General features: G+C 71.8%; 26 protein-coding genes. 16 read left to right on the plus strand and 10 right to left on the minus strand.

What is annotated here, in order from left to right; genetic code table 11:
- Together Aiant_RS07265 and Aiant_RS07270 are read right to left on the minus strand one after the other, a co-directional pair.
- Complete coding sequence (locus tag Aiant_RS07265) at positions 1-909, minus strand: carbohydrate ABC transporter permease (protein ID WP_189332762.1); 909 nt, start codon at positions 907-909, stop codon at positions 1-3.
- Positions 909-1,778, minus strand: a complete 870-nt coding sequence (locus Aiant_RS07270) for a carbohydrate ABC transporter permease (RefSeq protein WP_189332761.1) — start codon at positions 1,776-1,778, stop codon at positions 909-911. Before Aiant_RS07270 ends, Aiant_RS07265 begins: the two co-directional genes overlap by 1 nt.
- A gap of 159 nt (positions 1,779-1,937) precedes the next feature.
- On the opposite strand from Aiant_RS07270, the gene Aiant_RS07275 reads away from it, so the two are divergent.
- Positions 1,938-2,954: a LacI family DNA-binding transcriptional regulator gene (locus tag Aiant_RS07275; protein ID WP_229830534.1), complete on the plus strand. Its 1,017-nt coding sequence runs from the start codon at positions 1,938-1,940 to the stop codon at positions 2,952-2,954.
- A 548-nt stretch (positions 2,955-3,502) separates the two neighbouring features.
- Positions 3,503-3,901: a GerW family sporulation protein gene (locus Aiant_RS07280; protein ID WP_189332760.1), complete on the plus strand. Its 399-nt coding sequence runs from the start codon at positions 3,503-3,505 to the stop codon at positions 3,899-3,901.
- A gap of 77 nt (positions 3,902-3,978) precedes the next feature.
- On the opposite strand, the gene Aiant_RS07285 is transcribed toward Aiant_RS07280, so the two are convergent.
- The 3 genes from Aiant_RS07285 to Aiant_RS45495 are packed head-to-tail and all read right to left on the minus strand — an operon-like array spanning position 3,979 to position 6,001.
- Positions 3,979-4,674 carry a hypothetical protein gene (locus tag Aiant_RS07285; RefSeq protein WP_189332759.1) on the minus strand — a complete coding sequence of 232 codons (696 nt, stop codon included), beginning with the start codon at positions 4,672-4,674 and terminating at the stop codon, positions 3,979-3,981.
- Positions 4,671-5,489: an ATP-binding cassette domain-containing protein gene (locus Aiant_RS07290; protein WP_229830531.1), complete on the minus strand. Its 819-nt coding sequence runs from the start codon at positions 5,487-5,489 to the stop codon at positions 4,671-4,673. Before Aiant_RS07290 ends, Aiant_RS07285 begins: the two co-directional genes overlap by 4 nt.
- Complete coding sequence (locus tag Aiant_RS45495; RefSeq protein WP_229830528.1) at positions 5,486-6,001, minus strand: PadR family transcriptional regulator; 516 nt, start codon at positions 5,999-6,001, stop codon at positions 5,486-5,488. The genes Aiant_RS07290 and Aiant_RS45495 overlap by 4 nt, the downstream gene beginning before the upstream one ends.
- 101 nt (positions 6,002-6,102) lie before the next feature.
- Between Aiant_RS45495 and Aiant_RS07300 the strand changes: the two genes are divergently transcribed.
- The 4 genes from Aiant_RS07300 to Aiant_RS07315 all read left to right on the plus strand — a co-directional run bounded on the left by Aiant_RS07300 (position 6,103) and on the right by Aiant_RS07315 (position 9,069).
- Positions 6,103-6,621: a SigE family RNA polymerase sigma factor gene (locus Aiant_RS07300; RefSeq protein WP_185045062.1), complete on the plus strand. Its 519-nt coding sequence runs from the start codon at positions 6,103-6,105 to the stop codon at positions 6,619-6,621.
- Complete coding sequence (locus Aiant_RS07305) at positions 6,618-7,433, plus strand: hypothetical protein (protein ID WP_189332758.1); 816 nt, start codon at positions 6,618-6,620, stop codon at positions 7,431-7,433. Before Aiant_RS07300 ends, Aiant_RS07305 begins: the two co-directional genes overlap by 4 nt.
- Positions 7,430-8,476: an amidoligase family protein gene (locus Aiant_RS07310; RefSeq protein ID WP_229830525.1), complete on the plus strand. Its 1,047-nt coding sequence runs from the start codon at positions 7,430-7,432 to the stop codon at positions 8,474-8,476. The genes Aiant_RS07305 and Aiant_RS07310 overlap by 4 nt, the downstream gene beginning before the upstream one ends.
- Before the next feature lie 158 nt (positions 8,477-8,634).
- Positions 8,635-9,069: a hypothetical protein gene (locus Aiant_RS07315; protein ID WP_189332757.1), complete on the plus strand. Its 435-nt coding sequence runs from the start codon at positions 8,635-8,637 to the stop codon at positions 9,067-9,069.
- Positions 9,070-9,073: 4 nt separating this feature from the next.
- On the opposite strand, the gene Aiant_RS07320 is transcribed toward Aiant_RS07315, so the two are convergent.
- Both Aiant_RS07320 and Aiant_RS07325 read right to left on the minus strand, forming a co-directional pair.
- Complete coding sequence (locus tag Aiant_RS07320) at positions 9,074-10,057, minus strand: arabinan endo-1,5-alpha-L-arabinosidase (protein WP_189332756.1); 984 nt, start codon at positions 10,055-10,057, stop codon at positions 9,074-9,076.
- An 84-nt stretch (positions 10,058-10,141) separates the two neighbouring features.
- Entirely contained in the window at positions 10,142-10,894 is a 753-nt protein-coding gene (locus tag Aiant_RS07325; protein ID WP_189332755.1) for a DUF1932 domain-containing protein, read from the minus strand.
- Between the two features lie 146 nt (positions 10,895-11,040).
- On the opposite strand from Aiant_RS07325, the gene Aiant_RS07330 reads away from it, so the two are divergent.
- From Aiant_RS07330 to Aiant_RS07345, 4 genes are read left to right on the plus strand one after another with little or no spacing between them, the layout of a single operon-like run.
- Positions 11,041-11,766, plus strand: a complete 726-nt coding sequence (locus Aiant_RS07330; protein WP_189332754.1) for a PIG-L deacetylase family protein — start codon at positions 11,041-11,043, stop codon at positions 11,764-11,766.
- Positions 11,763-12,440 (plus strand): 4-carboxy-4-hydroxy-2-oxoadipate aldolase/oxaloacetate decarboxylase, encoded by a 678-nt coding sequence (locus Aiant_RS07335; protein ID WP_189332753.1) that lies wholly within the window; start codon positions 11,763-11,765, stop codon positions 12,438-12,440. Before Aiant_RS07330 ends, Aiant_RS07335 begins: the two co-directional genes overlap by 4 nt.
- Positions 12,437-13,504, plus strand: coding sequence for a 4-oxalomesaconate tautomerase (locus Aiant_RS07340; protein ID WP_189332752.1), 1,068 nt, complete (start codon positions 12,437-12,439; stop codon positions 13,502-13,504). The genes Aiant_RS07335 and Aiant_RS07340 overlap by 4 nt, the downstream gene beginning before the upstream one ends.
- A complete protein-coding gene (locus Aiant_RS07345) occupies positions 13,497-14,462 on the plus strand; it encodes a VOC family protein (protein WP_189332751.1) in 966 nt (321 codons plus the stop codon). Before Aiant_RS07340 ends, Aiant_RS07345 begins: the two co-directional genes overlap by 8 nt.
- A 39-nt stretch (positions 14,463-14,501) precedes the next feature.
- Here the strand turns inward: Aiant_RS07345 and Aiant_RS07350 are convergent, their stop codons facing one another.
- Positions 14,502-15,308, minus strand: coding sequence for an SDR family NAD(P)-dependent oxidoreductase (locus tag Aiant_RS07350; protein WP_189332750.1), 807 nt, complete (start codon positions 15,306-15,308; stop codon positions 14,502-14,504).
- A gap of 64 nt (positions 15,309-15,372) precedes the next feature.
- On the opposite strand from Aiant_RS07350, the gene Aiant_RS07355 reads away from it, so the two are divergent.
- A complete protein-coding gene (locus tag Aiant_RS07355) occupies positions 15,373-15,966 on the plus strand; it encodes a TetR family transcriptional regulator (RefSeq protein WP_189332749.1) in 594 nt (197 codons plus the stop codon).
- Here Aiant_RS07355 and Aiant_RS07360 read toward each other — a convergent pair.
- Both Aiant_RS07360 and Aiant_RS07365 read right to left on the minus strand, forming a co-directional pair.
- Complete coding sequence (locus Aiant_RS07360; protein WP_189332748.1) at positions 15,960-16,265, minus strand: hypothetical protein; 306 nt, start codon at positions 16,263-16,265, stop codon at positions 15,960-15,962. The genes Aiant_RS07355 and Aiant_RS07360 overlap by 7 nt on opposite strands.
- Before the next feature lie 129 nt (positions 16,266-16,394).
- A complete protein-coding gene (locus Aiant_RS07365; protein WP_189332747.1) occupies positions 16,395-17,159 on the minus strand; it encodes an alpha/beta fold hydrolase in 765 nt (254 codons plus the stop codon).
- A 353-nt stretch (positions 17,160-17,512) separates the two neighbouring features.
- On the opposite strand from Aiant_RS07365, the gene sbnA reads away from it, so the two are divergent.
- From sbnA to Aiant_RS07390, 5 genes are read left to right on the plus strand one after another with little or no spacing between them, the layout of a single operon-like run.
- The gene (sbnA, locus tag Aiant_RS07370) at positions 17,513-18,496 is read left to right on the plus strand and encodes a 2,3-diaminopropionate biosynthesis protein SbnA (protein WP_212846992.1); all 984 of its coding nucleotides are present in this window, start codon (positions 17,513-17,515) and stop codon (positions 18,494-18,496) included.
- Positions 18,483-19,481 (plus strand): 2,3-diaminopropionate biosynthesis protein SbnB, encoded by a 999-nt coding sequence (gene sbnB / locus Aiant_RS07375; protein ID WP_189332746.1) that lies wholly within the window; start codon positions 18,483-18,485, stop codon positions 19,479-19,481. Before sbnA ends, sbnB begins: the two co-directional genes overlap by 14 nt.
- On the plus strand, positions 19,475-21,178 hold the full coding sequence (locus Aiant_RS07380) for an FAD/NAD(P)-binding protein (RefSeq protein ID WP_189332745.1): 1,704 nt from the start codon (positions 19,475-19,477) through the stop codon (positions 21,176-21,178). The genes sbnB and Aiant_RS07380 overlap by 7 nt, the downstream gene beginning before the upstream one ends.
- Positions 21,175-22,347, plus strand: a complete 1,173-nt coding sequence (locus tag Aiant_RS07385) for a trans-sulfuration enzyme family protein (protein ID WP_189332744.1) — start codon at positions 21,175-21,177, stop codon at positions 22,345-22,347. Before Aiant_RS07380 ends, Aiant_RS07385 begins: the two co-directional genes overlap by 4 nt.
- A gap of 2 nt (positions 22,348-22,349) precedes the next feature.
- Complete coding sequence (locus tag Aiant_RS07390) at positions 22,350-23,591, plus strand: benzoate/H(+) symporter BenE family transporter (protein ID WP_189332743.1); 1,242 nt, start codon at positions 22,350-22,352, stop codon at positions 23,589-23,591.
- Positions 23,592-23,594: the final 3 nt, after the last annotated feature.

The raw sequence follows: 23,594 nt of genomic DNA on the forward strand, positions 1-23,594 counted from the left end.
TCATTGTTTGACGCTGCCGACCGCCAGACCGGACTGCCAGTAGCGCTGGAGCAGCAGGAACGCGGCGATGAGCGGGATGATGGCGAGCAGCGACCCGGTGATCACCAGGTTGAAGACGACGTCGCCGCCGACCGTCTGGGACTGCTGGTTCCAGGTGTAGATGCCCAGCGTGATCGGGTAGAGATGGCGGTCCTTCAGCATGATCAGCGGAAGGAAGAGGTTGTTCCAGGTCACCACCACGTTGAACAGCAGCGCGGTGACCAGGCCCGGGGAGAGCAGCGGCACGGCCAGGCTGAAGAAGATCCGGAACTCGCCGGCGCCGTCCACCCGGGCCGACTCGAGGATCTCGTCCGGCACCGCGTCGGTGCTGAACACCCACATCAGGTAGAGGCTGAACGGGATCATCAGCGACGGGATGATCACCGCCCACACCGTGTCGGTGATGCCCATCTTGGCGAACAGCAGGAAGGTGGGCACGGCGAGCGCGGTGGGCGGCACGGCGACCGCCCCGAGGATCACGGCGAAGACCGCCTTGCGGCCGCGGAAGGCGAACTTGGCCAGGCCGTACCCGGCGAGCGCGGAGAGCAGGGTGGCGCCGCCCGCACCGATCAGCACGTAGAACACCGTGTTGCCGAGCCACCGCAGGTAGATGCCGTCCTGGTAGGTGAAGACCTCGCCGATGTTGTCGATCAGCGCGAAGTCCCCGCCGAACCACAGCCCGAACGTGCTGAGCAGGCCGTCCTGCGTCTTGCTCGCGCTGATCACCAGCCAGGCCAGCGGCAGCAGCGTGTAGATCAGCATCAGCGTGGTGATCGCGGTCAGCGACCAGCTCCTGGTCTTCCTGATCCGGACCGCTGCCGGTCGCGGTTGCCGGCGTGCCGCCGGGCGGATCGTGGGCGCGGAGACCATCAACCCGCCTTCCGTACGGCACGAGCCTGCACGAGGTAGGCGACGAGCATCGTGAGCAACCCCATCACCACGGCGACCGTGGCCGAGTAGTTGAACTGCTGACCGCCGACGGAGAGCTGCCAGGCGTAGTAGTTCGGGGTGAAGTAGGTGAGGATCGCGTTCGGGGCGATCGTGCGCAGCACCACCGGCTCGGTGAAGAGCTGGAAGGTGCCGATGATCGAGAACATCGTGGTGATCAGCAGCGGGCCGCGCAGGGCGGGCAGCTTGATCGCCCGGATGATCCGGAACTGGCCGGCGCCGTCGATCGCCGCGGCCTCGTAGAGCGAGGGGTCGACGACGCGCAGCGCCGCATACAGAATGATCATGTTGTAGCCGACGAATTCCCAGGTCGTGATGTTGCCGATGGCGGCCAGGACCAGGTTCGGGGCGAGCGGGTCGGGCAGCGAGACGCCGAACCAGTCGTTGAAGTAACGGATCAGGCCGAACTGGTTGCCGTACATGAAGCCCCACATCAGCGTGGCCACCACGGCCGGCACTGCGTAGGGCAGGAAGATCGAGATGCGGAAGAAGGACGCGCCGTAGAGCCGACCGCTGTCGATCGCGAGCGCCACCAGCAGTGCCAGGAACAGCATGATCGGCACCTGGACGACGAGGAACAGGCTCACCCGGCCGACCGCCGACCAGAACTGCGGGTCCGCGAAGGCCTTCGCGTAGTTCTCCAGGCCGACGAAGGAGGTGCCGCCGATCAGCTTGGTGCGGTAGAGGCTCAGGTAGATCGAGTAGGCGATCGGCGCGAGGAAGACCAGCGCGAACACCGCCAGGAACGGGGCAACGAACTGCCAGCCGATCCAGGACCGCCGGGTCACCATGCCTCCTTGTGTTGATGCTCGATGTGCATGTTTACGTAAACATGTTGGACCGCGATCGGAAATGTTTGCGTAAACATGTGTGCCGTATAGTGGCACGCGTCACCAGCAGGGTCAAGGAGTCACACCATCGAAACGCAGCGTCTCCGCGGTGGATCCGACGTGCCAGGCGGACGCCGCAAACAGCGGGTGTCGATGGCCGACGTGGCCAAACTGGCCGGCGTCTCCTCACAGACCGTGTCGCGGGTCGCCAACGGCCAGTCCGGCGTCGTCGAGACCACCCGCGAACAGGTCCTCGCCGCGATGCGCGAGCTGGGATACCGGCCGAACAGCGCGGCGCGCTCCCTGCGGTACGGGCGCTTCAACACCCTCGGCGTGATCCTGTTCGGACTCTCGTCGACCGGCAACAGCCGTACCGTCGAGGCGATCGCGACAGAGGCGGCCGCCGAGGGTTACGCGATCACGCTGATCCCGGTCGGGGTGCCCACCCAGGACAACGTGCTGGGCGCCTTCACCAGGATGGGCGAGCTGGCCGTCGACGGCGTCATCGTGATCCTCGAGGTGCACCTGCTGGACGCGGCCACCGTCGCGCTGCCGCCCGGCGTACACGTGGTGGTCGTCGATTCGGATGCGGGAGAGCGTTATCCCGTGGTCGACACCGACCAGGCCGACGGCGCCCGCCAGGCCGTCCGGCACCTGCTCGACCTGGGACATCCCACGGTCTGGCACATCGCCGGACCGGCCGAGTCCTATGCGGCGGAACGCCGGGCCCAGGCCTGGCGGACGGTGCTGGAGGAGGCCGGGCGCCCGGTGCCGCCGATCGGACGGGGCGACTGGTCGGCCGAGAGCGGCTATCAGGCCGGGCTCGCCTTGCCGGCCGAGTGCAGCGCGGTCTTCGTGGCCAACGATCAGATGGCGCTCGGCGTGCTCCGGGCGCTGACCGAACGCGGCCGCCGGGTGCCGGAGGAGGTGAGCGTGGTCGGGTTCGACGACATCGCGGACGCGTCGTCGTATCTGCCGCCGCTGACCACGGTGCATCAGGATTTCGCCGAGGTGGGGCGGCGGTGCGTGCAGGCGCTGCTGGCGCAGATCGGGTCCGGGCCGGCCGGTCCCGGCACCGACCTGGTGCCGACACATCTGGTGGTGCGGAGCAGCACCGCACCTCATCAGTCCAGATAGGCCCACTGTCGACACTCATCCCCCACTCGCCGTCTGTCCCCAGGCCGCACGACAAGGTCCACCTCACTGTCCGCGGCTGGTCCCGGAGATCAACCCCCAGCTGGCCCCCGGCTGGCCCCCAGCGCCCTATCCGACCCCCAGAAAGGGCCACCAAGACCAGCCCGACACCCCCGGCTGGCCCCCAGCGCCCTACCCCACCCCCAGAAAGGGCCACCAAGACCAGCCCGACACCCCCGGCTGGCCCCCAGCGCCCTACCCCATGCCCGGGAAGGGCCACCAAGACCAGCCCGACACTCGCCGGCTGGTCTTCAGCGCCCTATCCCCTGCTCGGGAAGGGCCACCAGGACCAGCCGGACACTTCTTGGCTGGTCTTCAGCGCCCTATCCCCTGCTCGGGAAGGGCCACCAGGACCAGCTGGACACTTCTCGGCTGGTCTTCAGGGCCCTGGACAGGCGCGAGATGGGAAGGGTGGGACTGGGTGGGTGTCGGCTGAGCGACTCTTTGGCGGCTCCGGGTTTGCCAGGCTGGGCGTCGACGAAGGAGGAGCGATGACCATCACTACCACTGACAGTGCCACGTTGCTCGACAAGGCCCGCGCGGCGACCGACAACGCCGTGGTGAGCCGGGTGTTCGGCGAGCCGGTGGAGCGGGACGGGATCATTCTGCTGCCGGTCGCCAAGGTGGCCGCGGGCGGCGGTGGCGGTGGCGGCAGCGGCGTCACCCAGGCCGGCGACGAGGCGGTCAGCGCGCCGCAGGGTGAGGGATCCGGCGCCGGTTACGGGTTGAGCGCCAAGCCGGCCGGCGTCTTCATCATCAAGAACGGTGACGTCTCCTGGAAGCCCGCCCTCGACGTCAACAAAATCATCCTCGGTGGTCAGGCGGTCGCGATCGTGGCGCTGCTCGTCGCCCGCTCGGTGCTGCGCCGCCGGCTCAAGGGCCGCCGCTGACCGCTGCCGGGTGGCTTCATAGTCGCTCGGCACCTCCCGACACCTCGAGCAGCTGACCGGGAGCGCCCGGTGGGCTTTCAGGCCCGGTTCTCGGGGTCCGCGGGCTCGGGGTAGCGGACGATCCGGAGGCGGTAGGCGAAGACGGCCAGGGTGCCGGCGGTGCAGAGCAGCCAGTACAGCGCGAAGTGGGTGAGGCCCTGCCACAGGTAGCTGACGCCGGCGTCGTCGACGGCGTAGGTGCCGATCTGGCGGACCGACCAGAACGGCATCAGTTTCGCCGCCAGGCCGTCCGGGTCGGCGAGCATCTGTACGGCGCAGACGCTGAGCAGGGCCAGCGCGCCCTCCAGCTCGCGCGGCAGCAGCGCGCCGACCAGGCTGCCGAACGGGGCCGCGACCAGGGCGGCGAGCAACATGATCAGGCCGGTCGCGTACGGGTGCGGCACGGTCTGGTCCAGGCTGACCAGCGCCCAGTACCCGAGGCCGAGCAGGGTCCCGGCACCACTCATCGCCAGCAACCGGCCGCCGACCAGGCCGAACACCGAGGCGCCGGAGAGCCGCAGCCGGGGGTCGACGCCGCGGGACGCGTTCACCACGAACAGCGTGAGCGTGGAGATCGACCAGGCGATGCCGAGCGCCAGCATCCGGATCGACTGGCCGGCCAGGTCCCGCCGGACCAGGTAGAACCAGAGCGGCAGTGCGATCACCAGCAGCACCGCGGCCCGCCGCCGGCCCACCTCACGGGCCGACAGCTCGGCCACCACCAACGCGGTCATCTCTCCCCCAGGTCCAGGACGTGGTCGACGTTTCCCAGGTCGTGCAGCAGGTGGGTGACCACCACGACCGCGCGGCCGGCGTCGCGCCACGCGTGCACCTGTCGCCAGAAGTCGAGGTAGGTGCCCTGGTCGAAGCCCTGGTACGGCTCGTCGAGCAGCAGCAGGTCGGGGCTGTGCAGCTCGCCGAGCACCAGGTTGAGCTTCTGCCGGGTGCCGCCGGAGAGCTGCTGGGCGCGCTGTCCCGGGTCCGGGCGCCAGGCCAGCCGGGCGGCCAGGTGGGCGCCGGTCGAGCGGGCGCGGCGGGGGACCACGCCGGCGGCCGCGCCGAACAGGGCGAAGTGCTCGTCGGCGGTGAGCCAGCCGGCGGTGCCGCCGTCCTGCGGGACGTATCCGACCCGGCGCGTGCGGTGGACCGTGCCCGTGTCGGGACGGGTCAGGCCGGCGCAGATGCGGAGCAGCGTGGACTTGCCGCAACCGTTGGCGCCGACGATGGCGGCGACCTGCCCACCGCGTACCGTCAGATCGACGTCTTGGAAAACGGTCCGGCGGCGGAAGCGCTTGCCGACGCCGGAGAGATGCAGCAGGACCGGGCCGGCCGTCGCGAAGCGCGGCGGCGGGTCGACCGGGGCGGACAGCTCGGCGACCAGGTGCCGGGCATAAAGGTGGGCCGGGCCGAACAGTCCGGCCGGGTCGGCGGCGTGCTCGGCGGCCTGGGCGGCGGTGTCCTCGGTGAGGCGGCGGGCACGCGGTCCCGGCACGCCGAGGCGCATCAGCTCGGCCTCGAAACGGGTGGGCCAGCTCTCCTGCGTACTCAACGGGCCCCCTCCGGCGAAGCCGGCAACGAATCCGGCGCCGGGCCGACGACCGCGACCGAAGCCGGCAACGAATCCGGCGCCGGGCCGACGACCGCGACCGAAGCCGGCAACGAATCCGGCGCCGGGGCGACGACCGTGACCGGAGCGGGCAGCGGATCCGGCGCCGGACCGGCGACCGTGGGCGGAGCGGGCAGCGGCGCCCCGAGCAGGATGTCGACGCCGTCGCGGAATCGGGTCCACTGCCGTGTCTGAGTGGCCAGGACGTCGGCGCCCGCCGGCGTGATCTCGTAATACTTCCGCCGGGGGCCGGACTCGGACGGCGCCCACCTCGGCACCGCGAAGCCCTGCTCCTCGAGCCGGAGCAGCGCAGGATAGAGGGTGCCCCCGGGCACGTCGGCGACCCCGGCCGCGGCGAGGCGCTGAGCCAGGCCGTAACCGTAGTCGGCGCGCTCGCGGAGCATGGCGAGCAGGCACAGGTCGAGGAAGCCGTGCAGCCACGGCTTGGGCATCATGTAGTCAGACTATCTGCTTAGCAGGCGGCCTACCTAGTACGGTGAGGAAAAAGATCGGAGGGGCGGTGCACAGGAAGCGCCCGGGCGGCGTCGAAGTGGGTGTGACCTTCGAGCAATTCGCGATGGCCCGACTGCCCAGCCTGCTGCGCTACGCGGTCGTCCTCACCGGCGACCGGCACTTGGCGCAGGATGTCGTGCAGGAAGTGCTGGCCCGGGCCCATGTCCGGTGGCGGCGGATCAGTGAGGCGGACTCACCCGAGGCGTACGTCCGGCGGATGGTGCTCAACGAGTACCTCTCCTGGCGACGCTCCTGGTCGGTCCGCAACCTGCATCTCGCCGGCGAGCGCCTGGTCGAGATCGACGATGCCCGCGGCGGGGTGCACGACCACGCCGACCGGATCGCCGAGACCGACGCGCTCTGGCACCGCCTGGCGACACTCGGGCGCAAGCAACGAGCCGTGCTCGTACTCCGCTACTACGAGCAACTCGACGACGAATCCATCGCGGACCTGCTCAACTGCTCCCCGGCGACGGTGCGCAGCCAGGCCTCGAAGGCACTGAAAACGCTCCGGCTCGAGTCGGAGCGAGAGATCCTGATCCCCGTCGAGGAGAAGTCGTGACCGACCACGGTGACCGGCTCAGGGAAACCTTCGAGAGCCACGAGTCACACAACGCAGACCCGGCCGAGGTGTACGCCCGGGTCGTCGAACTGTCCCGTAAGCACAAGCGCCGCCGCCTGGGCGCCTCGGTGGCCGGTGGCACCGCGCTGGGCGCCGGCCTGATCGCCGCGGTGGTGAACCTGCCGGCCGTCCTGCCCGGCCAGGGTTCCTCGTCGGGGACCGCGCCGATCGTGGCGGCCGGGCCGGCCAGCCCGGCCCCGAGCGTGTTCGCCGAGCCCGACCAGAAGGAGTTCGACGCCTACTTCGGCGCCGGCTACGACTACGACGACGCGGTCGCGCTGGCCAAGCTGTGGAAGCGGTCGACCAACGACATCGCGTCGGTCAAGGCCGAGGCCGGGCGCCTGCTGCTGGCCGGGCAGACGCTGCCGATCGCGCCCGGTTCCGCGGAGCCGGCACCGGACGACGTGGACCCGATCCCGGCCTCGGTGACGAAGTTCTTCAGCGCCGGCTACGACTACGACGACGCGGTCAAGCTGGCCAAGCTGTGGAAGCTGAAGACGCCGTACGACGCGAAGGTCGAGGGCGGCAAGCGGCTGCTCGCCGGCCAGACCCTGCCGGGCGTCAAGCCGGACCCGGCCGCGGCCAAGGAGTACCGGGAGTCGATGCAGGCCGAGGCGTTCTTCGCCGCCGGTTACGACGTCGACGACGCGATCAAACTGGCCAAGATCTGGAAGCTGAAGACCGCCTGGGACGCGAAGGTGCTGGGCGGCAAGAAGCTGCTGGCCGGACAGACGCTGCCGATCAAGCCGTGAGCAGGTTGCGCCGGCGCACCGGCTTCGAGATCGAGCTGATGGCTCCCCCCGGGGCCAGCCGGCGCACCCTCGCCATGGACCTGGCCGGGCGCTGCGGGGGCAGCGTCCGGCCGGTGTGGCACTCCGACAGTGAACCGTCCCTGGTCCCCGGGCTGGGGCGGTTCCTGCACCTCACCCAGGGCTTCGAGGTGCTGCGCCCGGACGGCGCGCTGCTCTGCACGCTGGTCGACGACATCACCCTGCTCGCCGGGCTGGACCCGAAAGCTCCGCCGCTGCCCGGCTGGTTCCGGGTGCTCACCGACGATGCGCGGCTGCTGCGCCTGCTGGCCCGGCACAGCGACCCGGCGGGCACGATCGGCACCGCGCTGGACGAGGTCGCCGCGCTCTGGGGCAGCCGGGTCCAGCAGTTCGGCGGGGTGTACCGGCTGAACGACGCCGGCGACGTGACGATCGCGCTGGCCTCGCCGCTCGGCGGGGAACGCGAGCGGCCGTGCGAGATCATCACGCCGCCGCTGACCACTGACATCGAGGAGTCCCTTGAGGAGCTGCTCGCGCCGGCGCGGGAGCTGGGCTTCACCATCCCCTACGAGGCAGCGGTGCACCTCCATCTGGACGGCGCGCCCTTCCGGGCGCCGCACGCGCTGGCCAATCTGGTCCGGCTGTTCGCCCACTGGCGCGAGCCGCTGCGGGCGGTGCTGCGCACCAACCCCGCCTGCCGCAGGTTGGCGCCCCTGCCCGGGCCGCTGGTGGACGCGGTGGCCAAGAATCCGACGTACGACGATCTGCGCGCCGCCGCGGCCGAGGGCGAGCTGACGAAGTTCTTCGACGTGAACCTGACCCAGCTGCTCACCGACACCCCGATCCGGGACACCGTGGAGATCCGCATCCTCCCCGGCGCCATCGAGGCCGGCCCGATCGTGGACCGGGCGGCCCTGGTCGAGCTGCTGCTGGAGCGCTGCCTCGACCCGGCGCCGATCCCACCCGGCGGTGACGTGGAGATGCTGCTGGAGCTGGCCGCGGAGGTCCTCGCCGGCCGCGCCTGACCGGGCACCGTTCGCTCGCACCGGAGAGCCGCGGCGGTCATGGAGCTCGGTGCGCAGGGCGGCGGTCGGCATCGTTCCGGTGTACCGGTTCCGGCGCGGCCCGGCGATTCCCTGCCGGGAATTGCCGCGCCTCCCCGACCGGCGCGACAGTCGTCGCCATGACCGACACCAAGCAAGCCGCGGATGACCTGCGGGAGCTCGTCGACCGCTATGTCGCGCTGTGGGGTGAGCCCGACCCCGAGCACCGCCGGGCCGCCATCCGTGATCTCTGGACCGCCGACGCCGTCCACGTGCTCAAGCCGCCGGAGGAGATGCGCACGGCCGCCGCCGCGCTGGGCTTCGACGATCAGGTCCTGGAGGCTCGCGGGCACGCCGCGCTGGAGGTCCGGGTGACCCGGGCCTATCAGGAGTTCGTCGCCCCGGGGACCTTCGAGTTCCGCGCCCTCGGCGACGCCGACCGGCTGGCCGACGTGGTCAAGTTCCGCTGGGAGATGGTTCCGCGAGCCGGTGGTGACGCGGCCGGCACCGGCCTGGAGATCCTGCTCCTGGCCCCGGACGGCCGCATCACCCGCGACTACCAGTTCATCGAGTGACCCCTCAGTAGACGGTCGGCCAGCCCGAGGAGCTCCAGGACAGCAGGTTGATGCCGAGCCTGGCGTCGCCCGAGGAGGTGTAGTAGTGGTAGACCAGCACGTCGGCGTCGGAGTCCGGGAAAACGGCCGGGTGACCGGGGCCGTAGATCTTGTCGTGCGACGCCAGGATCTCGGTGCCGCCGCCGGCCGTGGTCGCGGTGCCGGCCCGGTCCCGGTAGGGGCCGGTGATCGACGTCGACCGGGCCACCATCGTGCGATAGGTGCTGGACGCGCCCTTGCAGCAGAGGTCGAAGGCCATGAAGAGGTAGTAGTAACCGCTGCGGTAGAAGATGTAGGGCGCCTCGACCGACTTGCTGTTCACGAACCGCTCGGCGATGGTGTGCACCGTGCTGTCCGCGCGCTTGCCGGTCGACGGGTTGAGCTTGACCATCTTGATGCCGGACCAGAACGAGCCGAAGGTCAGGTACCACTCCCCCGACGGCGTGACGGTCAGGTTCGGGTCGATGGCGTTCCAGCCACTGGTGGCGGTCGACTCGATGACCTTGCCGTAATTGGTCCAGGTGCCGGCCGCGCCGGTGGCGCTGGCCGCCATGAAGATCGCCGACTTGCTGGAGCCGAACGTGGAGGCGGCGTAATACATGACGTACCTCCCGCCGCGGTACGAGATGTCCGGCGCCCACAGGGTGGCGCTGCCACCCGTGTAATCGTCGGCCCACGGCGTCCCGGTGGGGAACGCCTTGCCCGCGTCGGCGAACGCCGTCCGGTCCGGCGAGGTCTTCAGCGTGATGCCGTCGCCGGTGGTCGCCAGGATGTATCCGCCACCGGGCTTCTTGACGATCGTCGGGTCGTGCGCCGCCGTCGAGCCGGTGACCACGCCGGGGTTGGGGTATGTGGCGGCGTTCGCCGTGGTCAGGCCGTAAACACTGGCCGCTACGGCCACGACGCCGGTGACACCGGCGAGCAGCAGCTTGCGCGCGCGGGGTTTCATCAGGTGGCTCACCTTCCGGGGATGGGGATGTGCCCGGGAGGTGTGCCGCCGGCCCGGAAAGGTTGCTCGCCGGGCCGGAAAAGATCAGATCAGGTCGGCGAGCCAGTCCCGGCTCGCGGTCGCGATCCGTGGCGGGACGCCCAGGTCGCCGAGTAGTTCGGCGGCCGCGGCCATCTCCGCACGGCGGCGCAGCGCGTGTTTGCGGGATCCGTCGACCAGCCGGTCCAGGGTGGCCGCGTCCGCCCTGATCAGCTCGGCGGCGATGGTGCCCCGCAGCCACTCCTCCAGGCCGGCCGCCCTCGCCGCGGTCAGGGCCTCGACCACGGCGGCGGCCATGCCCTTGTAGAAGACGCTGCGCAGCAGCTTGCGGGTGGCGGCGGCGCCGACCGGGCCGTCCAGCACCACCACGTCGGCGCCCAGGGCGCCGAGGGCGGTGGCGAGCCGTCCGGCGGCGGGGCCGGACATCGCCATCGGCGTGCGGAGCCCGTTGCCGGGCACCGGGGACATGAGCGCGACGTCGACGACCTCCACGGCACCGGCCGCTTGCGTACGCAAAAGTTCTTTGAGCCCCGGGGTGGCCGTGTTGAGGTCCGCCCAGATGGTGTCCGGACCGCAGGCCGGCAGCGAGGCGCGCAGCGCGTCGGCGGCGTCGGTTGCGCTGTTCACGCTGAGCACGATGTCCGCCCCGGCGCAGGCCTCGGCGTCACCGCCGGTCGCGATCACGCCGGGCGGCGGCGCCACCCGGGGGTCGAAACCCCGGACCGTTGCCCCGGCCGCCGCCAGGTCGGCGGCGATCAGACTGCCGGCCTCGCCCAGCCCCAGTACCGCGAAGATCATGAGAGCGCCTCCTGCGGGCGAGTTTTCAGCTTGGCGACAGGATTGTCAACAATTGTTTCGCCCGGTCGTCACGCCTAGTCTGACCCCTTACAGGTCGGGCGGATGACGATTGTTGACGATTTTATCGGCAGGCGATGGGAGCTGTAATGACCGATGCCACCCTGGTACTCACCGCTCACCCCGGCGACTTCGTGTGGCGTGCCGCGGGCGCGATCGCGCTGGCGAACTCCCGTGGCCGGCGCGTGGTGATCGGCTGCATGAGCTTCGGCGAGCGCGGCGAGTCGGCCTCGCTGTGGCGCAAGGGGTACACCCTCGACCAGGTCAAGGCCGCCCGCCGGCAGGAGGCCGAGGAGGCCGCCGAGGTGCTCGGCGCCGAGATCCGGTTCTTCGACGCCGGTGACTACCCCTTGGTCGAGACCCCGGCGCTAGCGCAGGGCCTGATCGACCTGTACCGCGAGGTGCAGCCATCGGTGGTGCTCACGCACGCGCCGGCCGACCCGTACAACGGCGACCACGCCGTCGCCCACCAGATCGCGCTCAAGGCGCGGGTGCTCGCCCAAGCGCCCGGCGTCGAGGGGCCGGGCGAGGTGATCGGCGCGCCGCCGGTCTTCTGCTTCGAGCCGCACCAGCCCGAGCAGTGCGGCTTCGTGCCGGACGTGCTGCTCGACGTCACCGAGGTGTGGGAGCGCAAGCGCGAGGCGATGCGGGTGCTCGCCGCGCAGCAGCACCTGCACGCGTATTACACCGAGCTCGGCGCGCGGCGCGGCCTGCAGGCGGCCCGCAACTCCGGGCCCAACCTCGGCCTGCCGAACGAGAGCCGGGCCGAGGCGTACATGCGCGTCTTTCCGCAGGTCACCCGGGAGCTGTCGTGAGTCGCCACGTCGTCGTCCAGCATGTCGACCGGGTCCCCGCGGAGATCCTCCAGGGGCTCGCCGAGCAGGGCGTCTCCACGGTGCACGAGGCGGACGGGCGGCGCGGCGCGCTCGACCCGCTCGTGCGGCCGATCCAGAGCGGCGCCCGGATCGCCGGCTCGGCGGTGACCGTCTCCTGCCACCCCGGCGACAACCTGATGATCCACGCCGCGGTGGAGACCGTCCGGCCCGGCGACATCGTGGTCGTCACGACCACCTCACCGTCCACCGACGGCATGCTCGGCGAGTTGCTCGCCACCTCACTGGCCGCTCACGGTGCGGTCGGGGTGATCCTCGACGCCGGCGTGCGGGACGTGGCCGAGCTGCGGGAGATGGGCTTCCCGGTCTGGGCGCGGGCGATCAGCCCGCAGGGCACCGTGAAGGCCAGCCCCGGCTCGGTGAACGTCCCGGTGGTGGCCGGCGGACAGCCGATCAACCCGGGCGACGCGGTGGTGGCCGACGACGACGGGATCGTCGTCGTTCCCCGCGACCGGGTGGGCGCGACCCTCGAAGCGGCGCGGAAGCGGACCGCGAACGAGGCGGCGAAACGGGACAGGCTGGCCGCCGGCGAGCTGGGTGTCGACATGTACCACCTGCGGCCGCTGCTCGAACAGCTCGGCGTGGAGTACCGATGACCGCCCCGGTTCCGGTGCTGCTGATGCGCGGCGGGACGTCCAAGGGGGCGTACTTCCGCGCCGAGGACCTGCCGGCCGACCCGGCCGGGCGGGACCGGCTGCTGCTGGCGATCATGGGTTCGCCGGACCCGCGGCAGATCGACGGGATCGGCGGCGGCCATCCGCTGACCAGCAAGGTCGCCGTGGTCAGCCGCTCCGGGCACCCGGACGCCGACGTCGACTACCTGTTCCTCCAGGTGCAGGTGGACAAGCCTGTGGTCAGCGCCGAGCAGCCCTGCGGCAACATCCTGGCCGGCGTCGGACCGTTCGCAATCGAGCGCGGCCTGGTCGCGGCCACGGGCCCGCGGACCAGCGTGCGCGTCCACATGGTCAACACCGGCGCCCTGGCGGTCGTCACCGTGCCCACCCCCGGCGGCCGCGTCGAGTACACCGGGGACACCGCGCTCAGCGGCGTCCCGGGCACCGCCGCCCGGATCGAGGTGGAGTTCCGGGACACCGCGGGGTCGGTCGCCGCCGGCCTGCTGCCGACCGGCCGGGTCCGCGACGACCTCGGCGGCGTCCCGGCCACCCTGATCGACAACGGCATGCCGGTCGTCCTGATGAACGCCGGCGATCTGGGCGTCTCCGGCTACGAGAGCCCGGCCCAGCTGGAGGCGAACGCCCGCCTGCGCCACCGGGTCGAGGAGCTGCGGCTGATCGCCGGCAGGCTGATGGGCCTCGGTGACGTCTCCGCCACCACGGTGCCGAAGATGTGCCTGCTCGCCCCGCCGGCGCACGGCGGCACGCTGAGCACCCGGATGTTCATCCCGCACCGGGTGCACGCCTCGATCGGGGTGCTCGCCGCGGTGAGCGTCGGGACGGCCGCGGCCATCCCGGGCAGCGTCGCCGCGCTGGCCGGCACCCCGGAGACGATCCGCCTGGAACACCCCACCGGCTTCTCCGACGTGGTCGTCGACGTCGGCACGGCCGGCGACGAGATCACGGTCGGCCGCGCCGCCGTCGTGAGCACCGCTCGCCTGCTCCTGGAGGGGCAGGTCCACCCCCGCGAGGACAGAAATGGCTGAACGCGCCCGCGACATCGCCCACGTCTCGGCGGTCGAGCTCTACACCCCGGTCCTGGACGACACCGTGCGGTTCTTCACCGACCAGATGGCGATGGAGGTGGTGGACCGCCGCGGCGACAGCGTCTACCTGCACACCTGGGACGACTACGAGAGGTTCTCGGTCAAGGTGACCGCCGCCCCGACGTCCGGGATCGGCCGGAGCTGGCTGCGGGCCCGCAGTCCGGAGGCCCTGGAGCGCCGGGTCGCCGAGATCGAGAGGTCCGGGTGCGGCGAGGGCTGGAGCGGGGACGAGCCGGCGTACGGGCCGGTCTACCACTTCACCGATCCGGACGGGCACCGGTTCGGGGTCTACTGGGAGACCCGGCGATACGTCGCCTCGGACGAGACGCGGCCGTCACTGAAGAACCAGGCCGCGCGCTTCCCCGGCCGGGGTGCGAACGTGCGCCGCCTCGACCACGTCAACTTCCTGGCGCGGGACGTGCCGGAGAACGAGACGTTCGCCGGCGAGACGCTGAGCGCCCGGCCCAGCGAGCAGATCGTCCTGGACGACGGCACCAAGGCCGCGGTCTGGTACACCTTCGGCGACAAGTCGTACGACGTGGTCTACACCCGGGACTGGACCGGCTCGACGGGGCGATTGCACCACATCGCGTTCGCCACCGACACGCGCGAGGACATCCTGCGGGCCGCCGACGTGTTCCTGGAAGCCGGCGTCCACATCGAGACCGGCCCGCACAAGCACGCCATCCAGCAGACGTTCTTCCTCTACGTCTACGAGCCCGGCGGCAACCGGATCGAGCTGTGCAACGCCGGCGCCCGGCTGCTGCTCGCACCGGACCACGAGGTGGTCACCTGGACCGAGGCGGAACGCGCCAAGGGCCAGGCCTGGGGTCTGCGGACCATCGAGACCTTCCACACCCACGGGACGCCGCCGGTGGCAGAGTCCGAGTGGGCCTGACCCACCGGGGCGGCCCGGCCCGGCGGGGCCGGGCGCACGTCACACCGGGGAGCTGAGCGATGCCGCAGACCGGTCCATCAGGGTGCCGACCACCCGGGCCAGGAACCGGCGGGTGACCAGGCGGCCCGCGCCGGTCATCACCCGGTTCAGCCCGCCGGTGACCACGCTGGGCGGCGGGTTGCGCCGGTCGAGGGAGCGCAGCGCGGCGTCGACCACCTGATCGGCCCGCATCCGCCGGGTGCCGCCGTCCGCGCCCTGGCCGGCGACCTCGAAGAACTCGGTCTCGGTGGCGCCCGGCGAGACGGCGAGGACGCGCAAGCCGGTGTTCCGGGACTCGAACCAGAGCGCCTCGGTGAAGCTGAGCACGAACGCCTTGGTCGCGCCGTAGACGGCCATCCGCGGATTGGGCTGATAGGCGGCCACGCTGGCCAGGTTGATCAGGAAGCCGTCGCCGGCGCGCAGCTCGTCGATGAACGCCCGGGTGATGCCGACCAGGCTGGTCACGTTGAGGGTGATCTCGTCGAGCACCCGGTCCGGGTCCTCCTCGTGGAACGGCCGGTTGGTGCCGAAGCCGGCGTTGTTGATCAGACTGGTGACCCTCTCCCCGGCGACGGCCGCGCGCAGACGCGGGCCCGCGTCCGGGACGGCGAGGTCCATGGCGATGGTGGTGACCGTGACGCCGGTCCCGGCCAGCTCGGCCTTCAGGTCCGCCAGACGGTCGGCACGGCGGGCGACCAGCACCAGGTTCGCCCCGCGGGCGGCGAGCTTGCGGGCGAACTCGGCGCCCAGCCCGGCGCTCGCACCGGTGATCAGGACGGTCTGGCTTCGGTAATCGACTGCACTCATGCCGTGCATGCTATGCCTATCTGGCACCGAGTGCCAAGCAGTCATCGCCTGTTAAAGTGGCGGCATGCCCGAGCAGACCCTCTGGAACCGCACCCGCCAGGCGGTCTACGACGAGATCGCGCGCACCGCCATGGAGCTGTTCCTGACGCGCGGGTTCGAGGCGACCACGATCGACGACATCGCCAAGGCGGCCGGCATCTCGCGGCGGTCCTTCTTCCGCTATTTCGGGACGAAGGAGGACATCGTGCTGGGCGATCTGGCCGCTCAGGGCGAGCTGGCGGCCCGCGCCCTCGCGGAGCGCCCGGAGGGCGAGGACGCCTGGACCGCGCTGCGGAACGCGTTCCACGCGATCAAGGACGTGACGTACGACGCGGACACCATGCTCAAGGTGTCCCGGATGATGTATGAGACGCCGTCGCTGCGCGCCCGGCACATCGAGAAACACCTCCGGTGGCAGGCGTCGCTGGTTCCGGAGCTGCGGCGCCGGCTCAAGGCCGATCCGGAAAACCCCTTGGACGTACGCGCGGAGGCGCTCGTCGCCTGCGCGATCACCTGCCTGGACGTGGCGGGCGAGGCCTGGACCCGGGCGAACGGGTCCGTGCCCCTGGAGGATCTGTTCGACTCGGCGGCCGCCGCGCTCCGCGCCGGTCCTCAGTAGCCCGACGAGGCGTCGACGCCGAGGGCGCGCACGACCGTCGTCATCAGCAGCGCGATGACCAGCCCGATCCCGACCAGCGTCGCGACCAGCAGAACCGCCGCGCCCATGGCCCGGCTGATCACGCCGAGGCCGTCCGCGAAGGACCGGGCCACGCTCGGCCTGCTCCAGGTGAGCGGCGGATAGGCGCGGCTCGGCGCGAAGGCGGGCGGGGGCGCGGTCTCCCGGAGCCGTCCGGAGGTGGCTCCGGCGGACTTGTTGGTCGCGGTCTGCGGGGAAGGACCCTTCTTCAGCAACATCACGTCGCCTCCTTCATCCAACTCTTGCCCTGCCAGCAGCATGCGCGCCCCGGGCAGCGAAAGATATAGGTCTTTGACCCTGGTTCAGCAGGCTAAATCGCGTTATAGCTTGAGGAATGGTGCGAGCCGGGATCAGCCGGCCAGGAACCCGGTCAGCGCCGGGATGAAGCCCGGGTCCCGCAGCGCGGTCATGTGGTCGCCGGGCACGGTCCGCAGCACCGCACCCGGGATCGCGTCGGCCAGCACCGCCGGGCGGGTCGCCAGCGGATCCGCGTCCCCGGCGATGACCAGGGTCGGCACCGTGATCGTGTCCAGCGGGATCGGCGCCGCGTGCACCGCGGTGGCCTGCGCGGCCAGGGCCAGGCGGTCGCCGCCGACCGCCTCGACGAACGCCCGGAAGCCGGCCGCGGCCGGGTCGGTGACGGTGGCCGGATCCTCGGCCCGCAGCGCGTGCAGCAGCGGCTCGCCGCCGATCACCCGGGTGTCCAGGCCGCCCACCTCGACCACGCCGGCGCCCACCCCGCCGACCACGAGCCGACGGACCCGGGTGTCGCGGGTCGCGGTGAGCAGCGCGACGATCGCGCCCATCGAGTAGCCGACCAGGTCGACCTTGGTGATGCCGAGCAGGTCGAGCAGCTCGATCACGTCGCCGGCCATCCGGGACTCCCCGTACAGCGCGGGGTCGTGCGGTTTGCCGGAGCGGCCGTGGCCGCGCGCGTCGATCGTCACCACCCGGCGGCCGGCGTCGGTGAGGGCGGCGACCACGCCGGGCAGCACCCAGTTGGTGCGCCCGTCCGCGATGAAGCCGTGGTGCAGCAGCACCGGCGGCAGCGCGGACTCGCGCTCCCACCGTTCGTAGTAGATCTCCACACCGTCACCGGACCGGAACGTCGTCATGCCAAAGATCATGCACTAGGAGTGCTGATTTTTGGAGGGCATCCCCCGAGCGACCCGTACCGGCGGCTCGGGACCCGTAACCGATCCGGCTACCCCTGGCGCGCGCTGGAACACCGTTTTAGAGTGTTGGCATCGGCAATTAATGGGACCGCCGACAACGCAATCTTCGCTCGATAATCACGGATGATCCCGTGAACTGGGCGGACACCATGACCCCGACCCCCTGAACGAAACCCCTGCCTGACCCCAGTGGCTGTGCTCATAGCCGATCGTCCTTGTCCGGACGACACGGCGGCTGCTTGCATTCTTAGCAGCAGATCACATTCCAGAGCGTCAATCCGGGGGGCCGACTCTTGATTGCCGAGCACATTTCCGACCTTCTTTCCGCCCCGCAATTCCTGCACATTCACGAGTTCGAGGGGCTCCACCGGCTCTACCTGAAACTGGAGGGGCTCAACCCGGCGGGCAGCATCAAGTTCAAGGCCGCGCGCAGCATGGTGGCCGCCGCCGAGCGGGACGGATACCTGCGGCCGGGGCAGGTCACCACCCGGCTCATCGAGTCGACCTCCGGCAACCTCGGGGTCGCGCTGGCCATGGTCTGCGCCGCCAAGGGTTACCCGCTCACGCTGGTGGTCGACCCGAACACCAACCAGCCGGCGATCACCACGATGCGGTCGCTCGGCGCCGAGGTGGTGGTGATCCGGGAGCGGGACGCCAACGGCGGCTTCCTGGGCTCGCGGATCGCCTACATCCAGGCCCGGGTGGCCGCCGAGCAGGGCACGCTCTGGCTCAACCAGTACGCCAACCCGGCCAACCCGGCCGCGCACGCCACGTACACCGCACCGGAGATCCTCGGCACGTTCCGCCGGGTGGACTACCTGTTCGCCGGCACCGGAACCGGCGGCACCCTGATGGGCTGCGTCGACGCGTTCCGCCGGTACAGCCCGCACACCCGGATCGTCGCGGTGGACGCGGCCGGCTCGGTCACCTTCGGCGCCACCCCGGCGCCGCGGCACGTGCCGGGACTCGGCGCCAGCCGCCGCCCCGAGCTGGTCGACGTCTGCGCCCCGGACGACGTCATCCACATCCCGGAGGAGGCGACGGTGGCCGAGTGCCGGCTCCTGGCCCGCACCACCGGTCTGCTGGCCGGCGGGTCGACCGGGACCGTGCTGGCCGCCGTCCGCCGACTCGCCCCGATCATTCCCGCTCGCGCCACCGTCGTCGCCATCTCGCCCGATCTCGGGGAGCGGTACCTGTCCACCATCTACGACGACGCATGGGTAGCCGCCCGAGGCCTGGCCGGCGCCCCGAAGGAGGCAGCGGATGTTCTCGTTTGACGTGGTGCCCGGCAAGGTGGTGAAGGACATCCTGGACAGTTCGGCGCCCGCCCTGGTCGACCTGGTCGAGGACGTCTACCTACGGCACGACGCCGGCCGCACGGTCAACCCGGACAGCTACTTCCTGCGCTTTCCGGACCGCCCCGACTCGCGGATCATCGCCCTGCCGGCCGCCGGTGACCTGCCCGGCGGCGAGCTGGCCGGGATCAAGTGGATCGCCAGCTTCCCCGGCAACGTGTCCGCCGGCCTCCCCCGCGCCTCGGCCGTGCTGATCCTCAACGACCTGGCCACCGGCTATCCGATCGCCTGCCTGGAGGCGGCCGGGATCAGCGCTGCCCGGACCGCCGCCTCGGCCGCCGTCGCGGCCCGCGCGGTGGCCCGGCACCTGCCGCCGTCCGGGCAGGTGGGCATCGTCGGGGCCGGCGTCATCGCCCGGACCATCCTGCGCTTCCTGCACCTGACCGGCTATCCCTGCGGGGACGTGGTGGTGCACGACCTGGACACCGCCTCGGCCGCGCGGCTCGTCGAGTTCGCCGACGAGCTGGGTCTGCGGGCCCGGCACGGCGACCTGGCCGCGGTGCTCGACTGCCAGACCGTGGTGACCGCGACGACCGCGCTGGAGCCGTACATCGATCGGCCGCTGCGCCCCGGTCAGCTGGCCCTCAACGTCTCGCTGCGCGACTTCACCCCCGAGGTGGTGCTCGGCGCGACCAACGTGCTCGACGACGTGGAGCACTGCATGAAGGCGAACACCTCGCCGCACCTGGCCGAGCAGCGCACCGGGAACCGGGACTTCGTCACCGGCACGATCGCCGAGTTCGTCCGCGGCGTGCACCGCCCGGACCCGGACCGCGGCGTGCTGGTGTCCCCGTTCGGGCTCGGCGTCCTCGACCTCGCGGTCGGCCGGTACGTCCTCGACCAGGCCCAGCGCCAGAACGCCACCGTGGCGGTCCCGGAGTTCTTCGGGGAGACGAGCCGATGGTGAGGATCGCGGTGATCGGCTGCGGGCCGCGTGGCCTGTCCGCGGTGGAACGGGTCATCTCGTACGCCACCGCGCACCCGGACCGGCCCGTCGCGCTGACCGTCGTGGAGCCGGGCGAGCTCGGCGTCGGCCTGCACGACCGGGACCAGCCGGAATACCTGCTGCTGAACACCGTGGCCGGGCAGCTGACCATCTTCTCCGACGCGACCATGGTGCCCGGCGCCCCGGTCACCACCGGCCCGGACCTGTTCCGCTGGTGCCGCGAGCGCGGGGTGACCGTGCCCAGCCACGCCGGCCGCCGCGGCGTCCGGTACGACGACTTCCTGCCCCGCCGCCTGCTTGGCGACTACCTGGCCTGGGCGGCCGGTGAGCTGCTCGGCCGGGCGCCCGGCAACCTGCGGATCGACGTCCGGCGGGAGGTCGCGGCAGCGGTCCGGCCGGCCGGCGGCCACGCCGTCGTCGAGCTGGCCGGCGGCGGCACGCTCCACGCCGACCTGGCCGTGGTCACCACCGGGCACGGGCTGCCCGCGTCGGGCGGGGCCGGGTCGCCGGTGGCTCGGGCGTACCCGCTGCCGGCCGGTGTCGCCGGGATCGCGGCCGGGAAGACGGTCGCGGTCATCGGCACCGGGCTGACCGCGATGGACGTGATCGCCACGCTGACCGTCGGCCGCGGCGGGCGCCACGAGGTGACCGCGGACGGCCACCGCTACCTGCCGTCCGGCGACGAGCCGGCGATCGTCCTGGTCAACCGCAGCGGCTGGCTGCCCGCGGCCCGGCCCCGGCTGACCCGTGACCGGGCGCCGAGCACGGTCAGCGCGTTCACCGCGGAGGCGATCGACCGGCTGCGGGAGCGCGCCGCGGACGGCCGGCTCAGCTACTGGGACGACGTCGAGCCGCTGCTGCGCGCCGACCTGGAGGCCGGGCTGGACGAGCCGGGCCGGCTGCTGGTCAACCGGCTGTTCGGCGCGTCGGAGACCTGGAAGACCGTCGCCGAGTGGCGCGAGCAGGTGCTGGCCCAGACCCGGTACGACCTCGCCGAGGCGGAGCGCGGGCTGGGCGCGAGCACGCTCAAGGACCGGCTGGAGGTGCTCCGCGACCACCGGGAGACGCTGCGCCGGATCGCCGACGGCGGGCTGACCGAGCAGGGGCACCGGGACTTCTTCGGTGCGCTCAGCGCGACGGTCAACCGTACGGTGATCGGCCCGCCCCTCCAGCGCATCGCCGAGCTGCTCGCCCTGGTCGACGCCGGCGTCCTGGACGTCGGGCTCGGACCGGCCCCGGACCTGGCGCCCGCCGGCGCCGGCTGGGAGCTGCGCTCGACCGCCCTGAAGGAGCCGGTCACCCGGTCCGTCGACGCCGTCGTCGCGGCACACCTGTCCTGGCCGTCGGCCGGCGAGGACCGGGATCCGGTCACCGCCTCGATCCGGTCCTGGGCGGCGCCCGGCCGGCTGCCCGGGGAGCTGCCGCTGGACCGGGACGGCCGGGTGCGTACGGCCGGCGGGCAGGTCACCCCGATCGCCGTCTTCGGCCCGCCCGCCGAGGGCGCCAGCTACTACAACCACTACGTCCCGTCGCCCGGGGCGTGGTCCCGGGCCCTCACCGACCTGGACCGGGCCCTGGCGCCGCGGTTCGACCTCGACCTCCCAGACATCGACTTCCCAGACATCGACTTCGCCGACTTCGAGGAGCAGACAGCATGAGCACGGCCACAGCCGCACCCGTCTCCGCCGCCACCGCGGTGGCCCAGGCGCTGGGGCGGCGCGCCCGCGACACCGGCGCGTACCCACCGGCGGTCTCGGTCGGCGTCACCTACGTGCGGGACCGCGACTATGCGCTGCCGACGCCGATGGCGTACCAGCGGGACCAGGGCAGTCCCGCGTTCGAGCAGGTGGAGGAGCTGCTCACGCACCTGGAGCACGGCACCGAGGCGCTGCTGATGTCGTCCGGGATGGCCGCCATCACGGCGGTGTTCCAGGCCCTGCCGTCCGGCTCCCGGGTGGTGGTCCCCGAGGTCAAGTACTTCGGGCTGACCAAGTGGCTGCGCACCTTCGGCGCCGACCAGGGCCTGACCGTGGTCGAGGTGCCGATGGACGACCTGGACGCGGTCCGGGCCGCGCTGCGGGCCGCGCCGACCGCGCTGGTCTGGGTGGAGACGCCGGCCAATCCCACCTGGAAGGTCACCGACGTGGCCGCCGTCGCGCAGCTGGCCAGGCAGGCCGGGGCGTTGCTCGCGGTGGACAACACCGTGGCCACCCCGGTACACACCAACCCGCTGCTGCTGGGCGCCTCGATCGTCATGCACTCGGCCACCAAGTACCTCAACGGGCACGACGACGTGATGGCCGGCGGGCTGGTCACCGACGGCTCGGTGCCGGAGCTGTGGGAGCGGCTCAAGGAGCAGCGCCGGCTCGCCGGGCAGATCCCGGGCACCCTGGAGGCGTACCTGTTGCAGCGCGGGATGCGGACGCTGACCGTACGGATGCCGGCCGTGTCCCGCTCGGCCATGGAAATCGCCACCTACTTCAGCGAGCACCCGCTGGTGGAGCGGGTCGCCTACCCCGGACTGGCCTCCGACCCCGGGCACCGGGTGGCGGCCAAGCAGATGTCCGGCGGGTTCAGCGGGATGATGTCGGTCTTCCTGAGGGCCAAGGGCGGCGCCGCGCTGGAGACGGCGAAGGCCACCGAGCTGTTCCTGCCGGCCACCTCGCTGGGCGGCACGGCCAGCCTGATCGAGCACCGGTTCACCTTCGAGGGGCCGGGCAGCCGGTCGCCGGAGAACATGGTCCGGCTCTCCGTCGGGCTGGAGGACACCGGCGAGTTGATCGCCGATCTGGAGCAGGCAATCGCGTACGGAAGCAAGGCGGTCTGAAAATGCGCAAGGACTTCTCGATCTCGGCGGTGGTGGCCGGGCTGATCGCGGTGCTGGTCTCCTATTCCGGGCCGTTCGTGGTGGTGCTCGCCGCGGCCCGCGCGTCCGGGCTGACCGAGGCGCAGACCACGTCCTGGGTGTGGGCGATCTCGATCGGCAGCGGGCTCACCTGCCTGGTGCTCAGCCTGATCAGCAAGCAGCCGGTGATCACCGCGTGGTCCACGCCGGGCGCGGCGCTGCTGGTCGGCTCGCTCGGCGCCTACAAGTACTCCGACGCGATCGGCGCGTTCCTGTTCGCCGCCGTCGGGATGACGATCCTCGGCTTCTCCGGCCTGTTCGGCAAGATCCTGGCCCGGGTGCCGAAGGGGATCGTCTCGGCCATGCTGGCCGGCATCCTGCTGCCGTTCGCGCTCGCCGCGTTCCAGGAGTTGCCGCACGCCCCGGCAGTCGTGGTGACCGTGCTGGCCGGCTACTTCGTCGGCCGCCGCAAGTTCCCCCGCTACGCCGTGCTGATCGCCCTCGCGTCCGGTGCCGCGGTCGCCGCTGTCCAGGGCGACCTGCACCTCGGTGGCCTGCACCTGGGGATCGGGCTGCCCCAGGCGACCATGCCGACCTTCAACGTCTCGGCGCTGTTCAGCATCGGCCTGCCGCTGCTCGTGGTGACGATGGCCTCGCAGAACGCGCCCGGCCTGGCCGTGCTGCGCGGCAGCGGGTACGTCCCGAACGACCGGCTGCTGCTCACCGGCACCGGCCTGACCTCGGTGCTGCTCGCGCCGTTCGGCAGCCACGCCATCAACCTGGCGGCGATCACCGCGGCCATCTGCACCGGCGAGGAGGCCCACCCGAACCCGCGCCGCCGCTACGTCGCCGGCGCCGCCTGCGGCGTGTTCTACCTGATCTGCGGGTTCCTCGGCACCGGGCTGGTGCAGGTCTTCACCGCGCTGCCCAAGCCGCTGGTCGCCGCGGTGGCCGGGGTTGCCCTGCTGGGCGCGCTGCTCGGCGGCCTGGCCGGGGCGATGGAGGACGTGCCGGCCCGGGAGGGTGCGCTGATCACGCTGGCGGCGACCGCGTCCGGGCTGACCGTGGCGCACGTCGGCGCGGCGTTCTGGGGCCTGGTCAGCGGCGTCGCCGTGCACCTGATCCTGACCGCGACCCGGCGCCGCAAGCCGGCGGCCGCCCCGGAGACCTCCTCCGAAGTGGAGCGGACGGAACCCGTCCTGGTGGGGAGCGCGCCCGGGCGGTGACAA

This window comes from Actinoplanes ianthinogenes, assembly GCF_018324205.1.
GTDB lineage: Bacteria > Actinomycetota > Actinomycetes > Mycobacteriales > Micromonosporaceae > Actinoplanes > Actinoplanes ianthinogenes.